Raw genomic sequence first — 13,355 nt, forward strand, 5'->3', positions numbered from 1 at the left:
CCGTGTGACGTATGAAAGGCAGTACCGTGTCCAGATCTGACGTGGTGTTCGGTTTCGGCGCGCATTCCGGCTTCGGGGACCTGCCCGATCTAATGCGCATGGTTCAGCAGGCCGACCGGGACGGGCTCGATCTCTTCTCGCTGTCCGACCACCCCTACCTCGGCGAACGGCTGGACGCCTACGCCGCGCTCGGCTTCCTCCTGGGCGGCACCCGGCACATCGGCGGCCTGGTCAACGTCACCAACCTGCCGACCAGACCCGCCCCCATGCTGGCCAGGACGGTGACGTCGCTGTCGGCGCTGTCGAACGGCCGCGTCGTGCTCGGCATGGGCGCGGGCGGGCTGTGGGACCGCATCACCGACATGGGCGTGCCCCGGCAGACGCCCGGCGACGCCGTGGACGCCTTCGAGGAGGCCATCGTCCTGATCAGGAAGCTGTCGGGCGGCGGCTCACTGGTCACCCACGAGGGACGCCATTACCAGGTACGCCGGATCGAGCCCGCCCCCGTGGCCGCGCCCCCGGTGTGGACCGGGTCGAACGGGCCGAAATCCCTGGCCGCCACCGGCCGGGTGGCCGACGGCTGGATCCCCGGCCACGCGGCCGACTGGCGCAGCGAACGTTATCGCGCCTCCCGGCCGATCATCGACGAGGCGGCCGCCGCCGTGGGCCGCGACCCGCGCGAGATCCGTACGATCTACAACTTCCCCGGCCGCATCACCGACCGTCCGCTGACGGCCACCCGCGACCACGACGGACGCTGGATCGGCGGCTCGGCCGACCAGTGGATCGAGGAGCTGACCGGCGCCGTGCTGGAACACGACGCCTCGGGGTTCATGCTCTTCTCCTCCGGCCACGGCGCCTCCGACCTCACCACCCTGGCCCGCTGGGCCCAGGAGATCGTCCCGTCCGTCCGCGAGGCGATCGCGAAGTAGCGCACCCGCGCTTTGGTCAGCGCTTTGAGGTGGTCGCGCGGGGCGGCCGGAGGGCTTGTTCCGGTGGGTCGTCCGGCCGGGCCGCCTGGAGGTAGGTGAGGACCGCCAGGACACGGCGGTTGCCGTCCTGGGCCTGGAGTCCCAGCTTGGCGAAGATGTTGCCGATGTGCTTGACCACCGCGCCCTCGGTGACGTGCAGGCCCGCGGCGATGTGGGCGTTGCTCTCCCCGGTCGCCATCCGGCCGAGGACCTCGCGTTCGCGCTCGCTGAGCGTGTCGAGCGCGTGCGGACGCCCGGAGGACATGAGGTGCGCGATGACCTTGGGGTCGATGACGATGCCGCCGCCCGCGATGACGTCGAGGGACTGCATGAAGTCGGCGACCCTGCCGACACGATCCTTGAGGAGATAGCCGGTGCCGCCGCGGGGCCCGGTCACGGGTTCGGCGATCAGTTTGGCCGCGTAGGCGTCACCGAGATACTGCGACAACACCAGGATGCCGATGTCCGGATGCCCGGCACGGATCGCCAGCGCGGCCCGCAGCCCGTCGTCGAGGTTGCGCGGCGGCATCCGCACATCGGTGATCACGACGTCGGGCCGGTGGGCGGCGACGGCCTCCAGCAGTTCGTCGGCGTCCTCGGCCGCGTGCACGACCTGGTGGCCGAAGCGTTGCAGCAGGGCCACCAGACCTTCCCGCATCAAGGCCGCGTCTTCGGCGATCACCACACGCATGCTGCCATTCTGCGTCATGTTGATCAGTACGGGCGCGGGATGTCGGCGACGATCACCGTCGGCCCGCCCGGTGGGCTGTCGACGATGAGCTCGCCCGAGAGCAGGACGGCCCGCTCGTACATGCCGACCATCCCGGTGCCGTGCGCCGAATTCGCGCCGCCGAGGCCGTCGTCGGACACCGTCAGCCTGATCCTGTCGAACGTCTCCGCCAGCTCGATGTGGATGTGGTCAGGCGTCGCGTGCTTGATCGCGTTGGTGACCGCCTCGCTGGCGATGTAGTACAACGACGACTCCACCGGCAGGGAGAAACGCCCGATGCCCTCGGCGTCGACGGTGGTCCTGATGGGTACGCGGCGTGCCAGCTCGCGCAGGGCGGCGCCGAGGCCGTCGTCGATCAGCGTGCGCGGCCGTAGCCCGTGCACGACGTCGCGCAACGTGTCCAGCGCCAGTTCGGTCTCCCTCCTGACCGCCTCCAGCGACTCCAGTGCCGAATCCTGCTCCGGACCCGGCGGGAACAGCTCACGTACCTCCAGTTCGAGCATGCCGAGGCGCATCGCCGAGGTGGCCAGGTGTTGCTGGGTGCCGTCGTGCAGGTCGCGTTCGATGCGCTGCCGTTCGCCCTCGAACCGGTCCAGTTCGGCGATGTTGGCCCTGGCCAGGGAGGCCACCTGCGTCTGGAGTTCCTCCACCCGGGGCGAGAGCAGCGCCGTGGCCAGCGCGCCCTGCGCATTGGCCAGCAGCGTCACCACGTAGGGCGAGACGACCAGGATCACCGCCCCCAGCAGGACCAGGAACGGGGGGTCCGTGTGGTTCCGCCCCAGCGGCGCGTCCACGCCCGTCATGACGAGCACCGCCATGAGCCCCGCGAAGACCAGGACGGCGGCTATGAGCAGGAAGACGAAGGAGAGGAAGCCGATCAGCATGTGCGCCAGCGCGTACGCGACCTCCCGCCACAACACCGGGTCCTGCAGACCGGGAAGCCCCGGAGGGCTGTCGGTGATCGGCCGGTACCCGGCCAGCCGCACCATGCGGCGCTCGACCTTGGCGAGCGCGTGCGCCCAGTAGGGGATGGTGCCGATGAACGCGAAGGCCAGCACGGTCACGAACCAGAGCACGGCGCCGACCGCCAGATACGCCAGCGACATCCACGGCCAGCGTGTGAACGGGAACCGGAGGGGTGAGCTGCGTAGCGCGTTCAGTGTCGCCGATCGGTACATACCTGGAAACGGTACGCATTCCGGAATCCCTGGACAGTGAGGGAACCCCATCACTTCCAGGTAGGTTTTAGCCTACTTCGGTACGGCCTCCGCCCCCGGCCCACCTCGCCTTCAGTGGATCTCGATGGCGTAACCGCTGGCCTGGAGGGTGAACAGGCGGGCGTATTCGCCGCCTGCGGCCATGAGCGTGGTGTGGGTGCCCTGCTCGGCGATTCTGCCCTCCGCCAGCACCACGATGAGGTCGGCGTCCTTGACCGCGCTCAGCCGGTGGGAGATCAGCAGGCTGGTACGGCCGGCCCGATGCTCGCGCAACCTCCGATGAATCGCGTGCTCGGCCTCCGCGTCGAGCCCGGCGCTCGGCTCGTCCAGGATGAGCAGGTCGCGTTCGCCCCTGATCAACGCTCTGGCCACGGCGAGCCGCTGCCACTGGCCACCGGACAGCACGACACCGGCGGCCTCGGCCGCGTCGAGGAAGCGGTTGCTCAGCAGCGTGTCGTACCCGTACGGCAGGCGCTCCAGGGCCGTGTCCACGCCCGCCAGCCGCGCCGCCGTCCTGACCTGCTCGGGCGAGGCGCCCAGCGAGCCGAGCGAGATGTTCTCCGCGGCCGTGAAGTCGTAGGCCACGTAGTCCTGGAAGACCGCGGTCAGCCGGGAGCGCAGCTCGGCGGGGTCGGCGTCGCGCAGGTCCGTCCCGTCCCAGCGCACCGCCCCGCGCGACGGGTCGTAGAACCGGCACAGCAGTTTGACCAGCGTCGACTTGCCGGCGCCGTTGAGCCCCACGAGCGCGACGCAGGCGCCGTGCGGGATGGTGAGATCCACTCCGCGCAACACCCACGGTTGCTCCTCGCCGTAGCGGAACCAGACGTCCCGCAGCTCGATCCCGGAGCGGAGCGCGGGCAGCGGGCGGGGCGGGAGCCGTACGGGAAGGTCCGGGGCGGCGGAGACGACGGCGCGGTAGTGGCCGAAGACCAGCAGCGCCTGGTGCAGCCGGGCGAGCTGGGTGACCCCGCTGGACAACGCGCCCTGCACCCCGGCGACGGCGGCGGCGAACACGGCCACGTCGCCCACGCCGAGACGGCCGCCGGCGATCGCCCAGATCAGTCCCGCGCCGCCGATCGCCGCGCCGAGCAGGGCCAGCAGCCCGTGTCCCGCCAGTGCACGCCGTTCCAGGGCCTGTTCCTGGTCGTTGACCGCGCGGATCTCGCCGAGGAGACGGTCGCGCAGGTACGTGCCCAGCCCGAACAGCCGTACCTCTTTGGCCGGCTCGACCTCGGTGAGCAGGTCGGCGTAGAAGATCTGGCGGCGCATCGCCGGGCTGACCTGCCAGTCGAGACGTACCTTGCGCCTGCTCAGCGACAGTTGCACCCCCAGCGACGGCAACGCGGACAGCAGGACGATCCCGGTCATGACCGGGCTCAGCGCCATGAGCGCGGCGACGAACCCGGCCAGCGTGACCAGCCCGCGCACCAGCGCCAGGCCGGGGGCCAGGATCAGGTTCGCCGCGCCCGTCCCGGCCTGCTCGGCCAGTCTGAGCCGGTCGCGGAAGCGGGGGTTCTCGAACGGGGCGAGGCCGACGAAGGCGTTGACCGAGGTGAACAGGCGTTCGCGGGTCAGCAGGTCCATGCCGCGGCGCAGCCGTCCGTCGGTGTATTCGGTGAGATGCGGCAGCAGCGCGGCGACCAGACCGACCACGCCGAGCATGATCGTGGGCATCAGTACGGCACGGCCGCCCGCCAGGCCGTCCAGGATCAGCTTGGTGCACCAGGCGGCGGCCACCGGCATCGTGCCACCGGCGATCACGGCGAGCGCCGAGCAGACGGCGGCGAGCGGAGCGGCCCGCCAGGCCAGCCCCCACACCGTCACGGCCCGCCCGGCCAGCCGCAGCACGCCGGGCGAGATCTCGTGGGTCATGCGGTGACGGGGGCGCCGAGCCCGGCCACGGTGACCGCGCGCGACCTGACGACGCCGGAGTCGTCGAGCAGGTAGAAGGCGGGGAAGGCGGAGTTGGGGAAGGCCAGGCAGACCGGCCCGTTGGCGGGCTCGGTGATCACGGTGGCGCTGCCGCGCAGCGCGTCCGCGTAGCTCTCCCCGCCGGGGCCGGACACGACGGCGAGCACCTGCGAGGGGGAGTAGCCCGCACTGGCGACGAGCTGGAGGAACGGCGGCAGTTGCCCGGGGCAGGCCTGGCACTCGGTGTCGAAGAAGCCGATCACCGCGGGCCGGCCGATCCCGCGCACGTCGGGGACGGTCGAGCCCACCGGCAGCAACGGCGGCCCCGAGGGAGCGGCGTGCCGCTCGGCGTGACGCATCCTGCGGATCACCGCGAGCGTCAGCACCAGGTTCAGCGCGCTCACGACGCCCACGATGACCAGGGCTGCGATGACGTACGGCATCAGAGGTTCCTCTCCAGGAGAAGGTCGGCGAGGTCGTCGAAGAGCACCAGCACGGCGGCGAACACCACGGCGGCGACCAGCGCCAGCGCCACCCCGGCGAGCTCGACGTGCCCGCCCGGCATCACCCAGCCGGTGACCGCGACCGCGATCAGCAGCAGGTTGCGGACGATCTGGGCGCGGCTCAGCGGAGCGGCGGTGACGCCGAAGCACCGGCAGGCGGCGGTCGAGCCGCGGCGCAGGGCCCGCAGAATCGCGGCGGCGAAGGCCGCGAGCAGTACGGCGGCCAGCACGAATCCCGCGCGCTCGCCCAGGACGAGCAGCACCACGGCGGCGCTCTCACCGGCCAGTACGGCCACCGCGACCGGCGCGGCGGGCAGGCCCGGAGCCAGCCCGGGGACGGAGGACACGAAGGCGCGCCAGCCGGTGGCCTTGCCCGCCAGCGCGGCCAGGAAGACGAGGCAGAGCACGGCCCGGCAACCCAGCTCGATGTACGGCATGGCACTCCTTCACGGGTGGGGTCCGCCCACGACCCCCTGCGGAGGGGCCGTGGGCGGGGTGTGGAGGGTCAGCAGCACTCGTAGCAGGACACGTAGGTCGTGCAGTCCGGCCGCACGCAGGTCCACGCGGTGTGGTCGAGCCAGTGGTAGCACCAGCACTCGTAGGGGCACCCCCTGGCGTCCGCGGTGCTGGCGGGCAGCAGGGCGCCGAGCATCCGGTCGCCCAATGCCTTCAGTGTGCGAGTCATCCGACCTCCTGGGGGGAGAGGGGCTGTTTCGGCCCGATCATCACCAGTGGGTCAGGGGAGGGGCAATCCTTTCGGACCGCGACCGAAATGCGACAAATCAGGCACTGCAATTGAGGAGTTCGTGTCCCAGCGAGGTCAGCACGTGCCGCACCGCCCGGCCCTCACGGTGAGTGTCCACGAGCCCGGCCAGCCGTAACGCCGTCACGTGCTCGGACACCGTGGAGGCGCTCACCGCCAGCGACCTGGCCAGCTCGCCGGTCGCCGAACCGCCGCCGATCGAGCGCAGGACCCTCGCGCGAGCCTGTCCGACGACCTGGGCCAGGGCGTCCACCGAGGCGGGGCGCCGGGTGCCCTCGTCGCTGACCGGATAGGCGATGACGGCCCTGCGGTCGCCGCGGGGCGGCGCCAGCGCGAGGAAGCAGCGGCTGGCGCACATCAGCGGCGAGAACGCCACGCCCCCGTCACCGAGCTCCACCGGCGACGGGCGCACACCCGAGGTGTCGATCTGCAGGGCGCAGCCGTACCAGCTCAGCCTGGGGGTGAGCCTGGGCAGCGTGCGGCCGAACCCTCGTACGCAGATCAGCTCGGAGTAGCGGTTCACGTGCGCGCTCAGGCGGCGGCGTATCGCGTCCCACTCGGGGGCCACACAGCTGACGTAGAAGGCGCGTAGGGCGTCGGCGACGTCGCCGAGACCGGGCTGGACGTCGAGCTCGTCGTTGAGCGTGCCCACCCCGGGCGGCAGCGGCAGGTCGGCCCAGAGGAAGCCGGACACGCTGTGCGGCGCGCGGTGGACACGTCGTACGAACGGCATGGCACTGGCGGGCGTCCTGCGCGCCAGATCCCGCCAAGGCGATCCGGGTACGGCGAAACCCGGATGATGCAGGCACAGGGCGGCGAACAGGGTGTGGTGCAGCGGGGAGATGATGAAGGTCGTCGCGGCCAGTCCTGCGGCAGAAAAGACCAGACGCATATCCCAGCCCCGTTGTCAGGAAATGTCCGGACATACTGGAGTATGCGGCTGTTAAGACGTACTAACAAGGGTGCGTAGGACGACCCCCAGAACACGGTCGGCCGGTACAAGTCCCCACAGTCTCGAATCCGCGCTGACCTCCCCGTCGCCCAGCACCACGAGCTTTCCCGGCGGCACGGTGGCGGGCAGCCCGGGGCACTCCGGCGGCACCGGCTCACCCGGCAGCGCCGCGACCCGCTTGACCACCCAATCGGTGGCCGCGACCGCGGGCAGCGGCCCCTCACGCCACCGCATCCCCGGCCCGATCGCCTCAAGCACCACGATCTGCCCGCGCCTGACCGCCTTCCCGCGCAGCACGAGCAACCGATCGCCGGGCCGCAACGCCGGCACCATGCTCTCCCCCCGTACGGTCACCACCGCCAGCCGGCGCCTGGCGAGAAACACGACAACGACCAGCAGAGCCGCAAACACGGCGATCACGGGCATGGCGCGAGCGTAAGCGTCCACCTTGCGACGCTCAAGAACACGTACAAACGGAAGACGCCGTCGTTCCAGATCGTGCAACCTTGGCCGTCAATGACCCGAGAGGTCAGTCCTCAAGATCCGTGTACGCGTACCACGGGCCTTCCACGTGCTCAACGTTCTGCGGCCGCACTTGGGGACTCCAGACATAGCCGTAGGCCCGGTCTCCCAGACGCCCTTGGCCCTGTTCGAAATAGACCAGGCCGTTCTCCCGAAAGACCCTCTCGAACGCGAGATTCCCGATGGTCCGCCCCGCTATTTCGTCACCCTCCCGCAACGAGCGGGCGACCGCCTCCATGCCCCCGGCCGAACCGGCGAGGCGCTCCTCTTCGCCAGGGGCCAGGGTCACGACTGCGACCAGCACGAGAACGGCTGCCAACAACACCGCTCCCATGTACGAGACTCCGCGTAACGCAGGCATGCGGCCATCCTCACACACACACACACACAACTGACTACTCGCGGCCGAAATCGAGGTAGGGCGCCCAGGGCTCGAACCCGGAACCTACGGATTAAAAGCGCTCGGTTCTGGACGAGTACATCGATCACTACAACGGCCACCCGACCAGGACCACATACTCGAAGAAGCGATTGACGAGTGCCGCCGAGCCGCTTGGCTTGATCGGCGAAACCCCAGATCGAGTCATATGTGCGAGTTTTGACGCGCTACAGGCCGAGGGATCGCCTCCATCACGAACAAGCGTTTCAAGGAGATCTAATCGATGTGCGCCGATCTGGTGCTTGAGCCGTACCAACGAGCCGGTCACCCGGCCCATAGGCCTACCACCTCGACCGATCTGGTTTCACCCGTCTCGAAGACGTGCGGAGAAACGTTCGGTGAGCGGTTTGTAGTCGTGCTCGGGGAACAGGACCGGCAAGGCGTCGAGCATGTTCTCAATTCGAGTGCGCACGCGCTCGAATTCTTCATTACCCAGCGGCGCCAAGGTGAACAAGAACTGCCATGAGAAGGCGCCCTTGGTCAGCTGAAGCATTTCCAGGTACTCGCGGTATCCAACATCCATCTTCCAGGCGCCATGGTAAGGCTCGGCCACCCACCAGATTTCGGGTTCGCTCATGCCTGGAAGCAGCCGCAGTGCGGCATAGTGACCCGTACCCGTCATGGGGTGGCAATCGATGACGCGCAGCTGCGACGTCCGGAAGAGCTCCTTGCCCGTCCACGACTCAATCCACTCGTCCCCCCGCCCGGGGCTGCCCGCCCGCGCGAGGTGGGTGAGGTAGAACTCGCCGTTGACATCAGGGCCTTCACCCATCCACTGGCACCACAGCTCCCGAAAGCGCAAAGCACACTGCTCCAGCGCGGCAGGCGCCTTGACCTCCTGCTCGCCCACGAGAGACGATGATCCTTCAGGATCCCTCAAGTCTTTTCAGATGTCAGCGGCATCAACCCGGGGAAGAAGCCCTGATCAGCGCCTGTACCGCCTGACCGGCCAGCGCACGTGTCTCCGACTCGGAATGCCGAAGATGGAGGGTGACCAGCTCATCCAGGAAGTGGAGCCAGCCGGTCAGGCAGGCCGCCTCGATCGCGGCCAGTGTCAGATCATCGTCTGAACTGTGCAGGGCCTGCCGGATGAGGGCGATCGACTCTGATCCGGTTCCTCGGCTGCCATGGCCATCCGTACCAATGCGCCGTGATCCGATTCCGTCCGTTCTCGTGCGCGAGCCCGAAGATCTTCGAAGGTCGCCACGGGCAGCCGCATCTTCAGAAAGGCAGCGATCCGGTCCCGTGTCACGTCCGGAGCGGTGAGCATGATGCGTTCTGCTGTCGTTCGCCACGGACAGGCACACGGTCCCATCCGGGTCCCGGTACCGATGCTCGATCACATGCGCGGTGCGCGGTACCAGCTCGTCGTAGGTGAGGTCGATTCCCTCCTGCTCCTCAAGATCCACTAATAGATCATCAATGTCGTTCACAAGGTCAGGCCCCTGCATCGGAGGGGCCATCACCAGGTACGAGATCACCACCGTCGCCGAAATCTCATCGGTTGTCGCACATGAGCACTGCGTCATGCTGTCAGAGCGAATGTCACCCCCGCATCCGAATCCACGACGGCGTGGCCGCCCCCGTCTCCTCCAGGAACCAGCTGACTCGGGACGTTTAGGAGCCGGCGACCCGAGAGCATGTAGTGCAGATCCGCGGGTTGACGTGTGTCGACGACGCGTGAATTCCGACCCCCAGGCGGGGAGGCGAGGGCCCAAACGCAGGCTGGACGTGGAGTCGGAGTACTGGCGGCTGGTGCGGGACGACGGGGGCGCCATCAGGGCGTGGAAGGGCGGCCGCCCGCGGCTCACCCAGGATGCCGAGGCCTTCCACGGACGTATCTGAGACGGTCCGGCCGCCCGAGCATAGGCAAGGAGGTTCGGGACTTGGCGCTGCGCCTGGCGCGGGAGGATCCGGCCTGGGGAAACCGTCGGGTGCACGGTGAACTGGCCCGGCTCGGCCATCGCGTGAGTGAAGCGACCGCGTAGCGGGTCCTCCGGGGCCGGCGGGTAGGCGGCTCGTAACGAAGTCGAAGCTGGAACGGCCCGCGCCCGCCGCTTGGTCCGGTGGGATGCCGCATGGACTCCATGCCGCCCCGCTCCGGCAGGATCACCGACCTCGTCTGGGAGATCCTCAAGCAGGAGGGCCTTGACCCGGCGCCGCGGTTGTCCCATGAGATGGGCCGATTTCCAGCCGTACCGGGGATGACGTGCGCGGGCCGGATGTCCGGATCGGTCGGTGGTGACCGTTGTGGGGTCTGTTTGAATGTCTGGCAATCATGGCGGCTCGTGAATCTTGGTTCGGGCGGCCGTGGTGGAGCCGGGTCGGTGAGCGGAGGCGCGACGGATGACGGTGGAGGAGCGCAGGGCCGTGGGGCGGGTGATCTCGCCCGTTCTGGTGGGGCGTGAGGAGCAGTTACAGCGCCTCGTGGCCGCGGCGAGCCGGCCGCCCGCCGTGGTGGTGGTGGAGGGTGAGGCGGGCATCGGTAAGACCCGCCTGGTGGCGGAGATGGCCGCGCACGCCGACGTGGCGGGCCGGCTGCTGCTCAGCGGGGCGTGCCGGCGGATTCGGGAGCCGTTTCCGTTGGGGCCGATCGTGGAGGCGCTGCGCGGGACGAGCGAGCTGCTGGCGGCGGCCGCCGGGCTTTCGCCGGTAGCGGGCGCACTGCGGGGGTTGTTGCCGGAGCTGGCGGGGGTGCTGCCACCGGCGTTGGAGCCACTGGATGATCGGGCGGCCGAACGGCATCGGCTGTTTCGCGGTCTGGCCGAGGTGCTGGGGGTACTGGGTCCGGCGGTGCTGGTGGTGGAGGACCTGCACTGGGCGGATGAGCAGACGGTGGAGTTTTTGGCCTATTTGCTGGCGGTGCTGCCGGCCTGGGTATCGGTGGTGCTGACCTATCGGGGGGAGGAGGCCGTGGCCGGGATCCGGGAAGTGACAGGGCGACCGGCGGATTCCGTCTATCACGATCATGTCGTGCTGACGGGGCTGGACGCCGAACAGACCCGCGCACTGGCGGCGTCGATCTTGGAGGAGGAGGGTGTCACCCCTGAGTTCGGGGCGCATCTGTATGAGCTGTCATCGGGGTTGCCGCTGGCGGTTCAGGAATTGCTGGCGTTGTTGCAAACTCGGGGGGCGTTGATCCGGCTGCGGAGCGGGCGGTGGGCGCGTAAGGCGCTGGAGGAGCTGGACGTGCCGCCAGGAGTGCGCGACTCGGTGCGGGAGCGGGTAGGCCGGCTGCCGGTGGCGGCGCGCAGGGTGGCCGAGGCGGCGGCGGTGTTGCAGGTGCCGGTGGCGGTGACGGCGCTGACCGAGGTGGCCGGGTTGTCTCGGGCCGGGACGGTCGCCGGGCTGGACGAACTGCTGGTGTCCGGGCTGCTGGCCGAGCGGGACGGAATGGTGGTTTTCCGGCATGTGTTGGCCGCGCAGGCGGTATACGGGGGGATCCCGCTGGGGCGGCGGCAGGATCTGCATGCGCGTGCGGCGGCCGCGGTGCGGTCGGTTGAACCGGTGCCGCTGGGGCAGCGGGCGCATCACCTGCGCCAGGCCGACCTGTTGCACGAGTGGGTGGGCGTTGCCGAGCAGGCTGCCGATCAGGCGTCGCAGCTCGGCGACGACGCCGAGGCGGTTCGCATTCTGGAGGATGTGCTGCGCAACGCGCCGCTGGAGCCCGAACGCCGGGGACACCTGGCGGCGCGGCTGGGCTGGGCGGCCTGTCAAGTGCTGCACCCTCCGAAGGTGATCGACCTGCTCTCGCAGGCGCTGGAGTCGGAGCAGCCCGGCCCATTGCGCGGGCAGCTGCACTTCTTGATCGGCGTACTGCAGGAGAGGCTCGGTGATGATCCCAGTGTGCAGCGCCGAGCCTTCGCGGCGGCCGTCGACGACCTGGGCGACCGGCCGGACCTCGCGGCGTGGGTGATGACCGGGCTGGGCCGGCCGATGGATCCCGCCGTGCCGTTGACCGAGCACGCCTACTGGTTGAACCGCGCGCTGGAGACCGTACCCGCCATCGGCGATCCGGTCGAGGAGGTCTTCGTACTCGGCAAGGTCGCGACGTCGCTGAGCGGGATCGGTGATCCGCGCTGGGCCGCCTTGGCCGAGGATGTCCACCGGCGGACCGGTGGCAGGCCGCGGCATCGCCAGGAGGTCAACGCGTACCGGTCCATCGCGGAGAACGCGTGCTGCGCCGGGCATTTCCAGACCGCAGACCAGTTGCTGAGCGCCGCGACGCGGGGCGCGGCCGAGGATGACTCATCCGGCGAACCGCTGGCCAGATGCCGGCTGGTCGGGCTGCTTCTGGCCTATGGCCGGGGCAGGTGGGCCAGGCTGGATCAGGAGGTGGCGGTGCTGCTGGAGGAGTACGGCGGGCGCCCGTTCGACCGGATCACCGCCGAGACGGTCGCGGCCTGCCTGGCGCTGGCTCGCGGCGACCTCGACACCGCCCGGCGCGACCTGTCCGACGTCGTCCAGCGCACCATGGAGCTGGGTGGATATGAGCTGCTTCCGCTGTCGGTGACCGGGTTTTTGCGGCTGTCCGCCGCACATGGCCAGGCCGAGGCGTCCCTCGCGGCCACCGGCGCGGCGGTCGCCGTGTGGGAGACCAAGGGGCTGTGGCCGCTGGCGGTACGGGCCGTGCCCGCGCTGGCAGAGGCGATGGCCGCGATCGGCAGACAGGACCAGGCTGCGGACCTGGTCGCCCGGCTCTCGGCGACGCTGGACGGCCTGGACGCCCCGCTGGCTGGGGCCGCGCTCGCGCACGCGCGCGGCCACCTGACCGCCGGGAGCCGGGGCGCCGCGGCGCATTTCCTGGCGGCGGCATCCGCTTACGACGGGCTGGGGGCCACGTACGAGGCGGCCCAGGCCCGCGAGCTGGCGGCCGGATGCCTGTTCGCCGTTGGAGACGAGCGAGCGGAGGAGCCGCTCGGCGCGGCGATCACGGCGTTCCAGGAGCTGGGGGCCGGATGGGACCTGGACCGCGCCGCGCAGGTGGCCCGCAGGCACGGGGTGGCGATGAAGGGGCGATACCCCGGCGGTCCGCACGGCTACGGCCCCACCCTCTCCCCCCGCGAGCGGGAAGTCGCCGCGATGGCCGCCGCCGGGCTGACCAACCGGGAGATTGGCCGGGAGCTGTTCCTGTCACCCAAGACGGTGGAGAAGCATCTCAGCGCTGCTCTGCGCAAGCTCGGGCTCCGCTCCCGCGCCGCCCTGGGCACGCACCTGGGCCCGAATCGCGACGAACCGTAAAGGCGGGTGCGCCTCCCGCGTGGCGGGCGCACCCCCACACCACACCACTCGAGCGCCGCTCCCCGAATGGGGGATGTCCCCCATAGTCCCGTCGTGCCGGGCAGGC

14 protein-coding genes are annotated in these 13,355 nt (G+C 70.0%); 3 read left to right on the forward strand and 11 right to left on the reverse strand.

Annotated elements, in window-relative coordinates; translation table 11 throughout:
- The first annotated feature begins 26 nt into the window (after positions 1–26).
- Positions 27–932 (forward strand): LLM class flavin-dependent oxidoreductase, encoded by a 906-nt coding sequence (locus DMB42_RS43800; RefSeq protein WP_125645555.1) that lies wholly within the window; start codon positions 27–29, stop codon positions 930–932.
- 16 nt (positions 933–948) lie between these two features.
- Here the strand turns inward: DMB42_RS43800 and DMB42_RS43805 are convergent, their stop codons facing one another.
- From DMB42_RS43805 to DMB42_RS43855, 11 genes are all read right to left on the reverse strand, one after another.
- Entirely contained in the window at positions 949–1,662 is a 714-nt protein-coding gene (locus tag DMB42_RS43805) for a response regulator transcription factor (RefSeq protein WP_221762632.1), read from the reverse strand.
- A 23-nt stretch (positions 1,663–1,685) separates the two neighbouring features.
- A complete protein-coding gene (locus tag DMB42_RS43810; protein WP_185845177.1) occupies positions 1,686–2,807 on the reverse strand; it encodes a sensor histidine kinase in 1,122 nt (373 codons plus the stop codon).
- Positions 2,808–2,990: 183 nt separating this feature from the next.
- Positions 2,991–4,790, reverse strand: a complete 1,800-nt coding sequence (locus DMB42_RS43815; RefSeq protein WP_125645560.1) for an ABC transporter ATP-binding protein — start codon at positions 4,788–4,790, stop codon at positions 2,991–2,993.
- Complete coding sequence (locus tag DMB42_RS43820) at positions 4,787–5,272, reverse strand: hypothetical protein (protein ID WP_125645562.1); 486 nt, start codon at positions 5,270–5,272, stop codon at positions 4,787–4,789. Before DMB42_RS43820 ends, DMB42_RS43815 begins: the two co-directional genes overlap by 4 nt.
- Positions 5,272–5,769: a MauE/DoxX family redox-associated membrane protein gene (locus DMB42_RS43825; protein WP_125645564.1), complete on the reverse strand. Its 498-nt coding sequence runs from the start codon at positions 5,767–5,769 to the stop codon at positions 5,272–5,274. The genes DMB42_RS43820 and DMB42_RS43825 overlap by 1 nt, the downstream gene beginning before the upstream one ends.
- Before the next feature lie 68 nt (positions 5,770–5,837).
- Positions 5,838–6,017, reverse strand: a complete 180-nt coding sequence (locus DMB42_RS43830; RefSeq protein WP_125645566.1) for a hypothetical protein — start codon at positions 6,015–6,017, stop codon at positions 5,838–5,840.
- A 97-nt stretch (positions 6,018–6,114) separates the two neighbouring features.
- Positions 6,115–6,987: a helix-turn-helix transcriptional regulator gene (locus tag DMB42_RS43835; RefSeq protein ID WP_125645568.1), complete on the reverse strand. Its 873-nt coding sequence runs from the start codon at positions 6,985–6,987 to the stop codon at positions 6,115–6,117.
- A gap of 51 nt (positions 6,988–7,038) precedes the next feature.
- Positions 7,039–7,473 carry a S26 family signal peptidase gene (locus tag DMB42_RS43840; protein WP_185845178.1) on the reverse strand — a complete coding sequence of 145 codons (435 nt, stop codon included), beginning with the start codon at positions 7,471–7,473 and terminating at the stop codon, positions 7,039–7,041.
- Positions 7,474–7,576: 103 nt separating this feature from the next.
- On the reverse strand, positions 7,577–7,903 hold the full coding sequence (locus tag DMB42_RS43845) for a hypothetical protein (RefSeq protein WP_125645570.1): 327 nt from the start codon (positions 7,901–7,903) through the stop codon (positions 7,577–7,579).
- Between the two features lie 409 nt (positions 7,904–8,312).
- Positions 8,313–8,858 carry a hypothetical protein gene (locus tag DMB42_RS43850; RefSeq protein WP_125645572.1) on the reverse strand — a complete coding sequence of 182 codons (546 nt, stop codon included), beginning with the start codon at positions 8,856–8,858 and terminating at the stop codon, positions 8,313–8,315.
- 52 nt (positions 8,859–8,910) lie between these two features.
- Entirely contained in the window at positions 8,911–9,537 is a 627-nt protein-coding gene (locus DMB42_RS43855; protein ID WP_125645574.1) for a hypothetical protein, read from the reverse strand.
- A 151-nt stretch (positions 9,538–9,688) separates the two neighbouring features.
- On the opposite strand from DMB42_RS43855, the gene DMB42_RS53795 reads away from it, so the two are divergent.
- Positions 9,689–9,853 (forward strand): hypothetical protein, encoded by a 165-nt coding sequence (locus tag DMB42_RS53795; protein ID WP_185845179.1) that lies wholly within the window; start codon positions 9,689–9,691, stop codon positions 9,851–9,853.
- Positions 9,854–10,354: 501 nt separating this feature from the next.
- On the forward strand, positions 10,355–13,249 hold the full coding sequence (locus tag DMB42_RS43860; RefSeq protein ID WP_125645576.1) for a LuxR family transcriptional regulator: 2,895 nt from the start codon (positions 10,355–10,357) through the stop codon (positions 13,247–13,249).
- Positions 13,250–13,355: the final 106 nt, after the last annotated feature.

It is taken from the genome of Nonomuraea sp. WAC 01424, from assembly GCF_003947315.1.
Lineage (GTDB): Bacteria > Actinomycetota > Actinomycetes > Streptosporangiales > Streptosporangiaceae > Nonomuraea > Nonomuraea spiralis.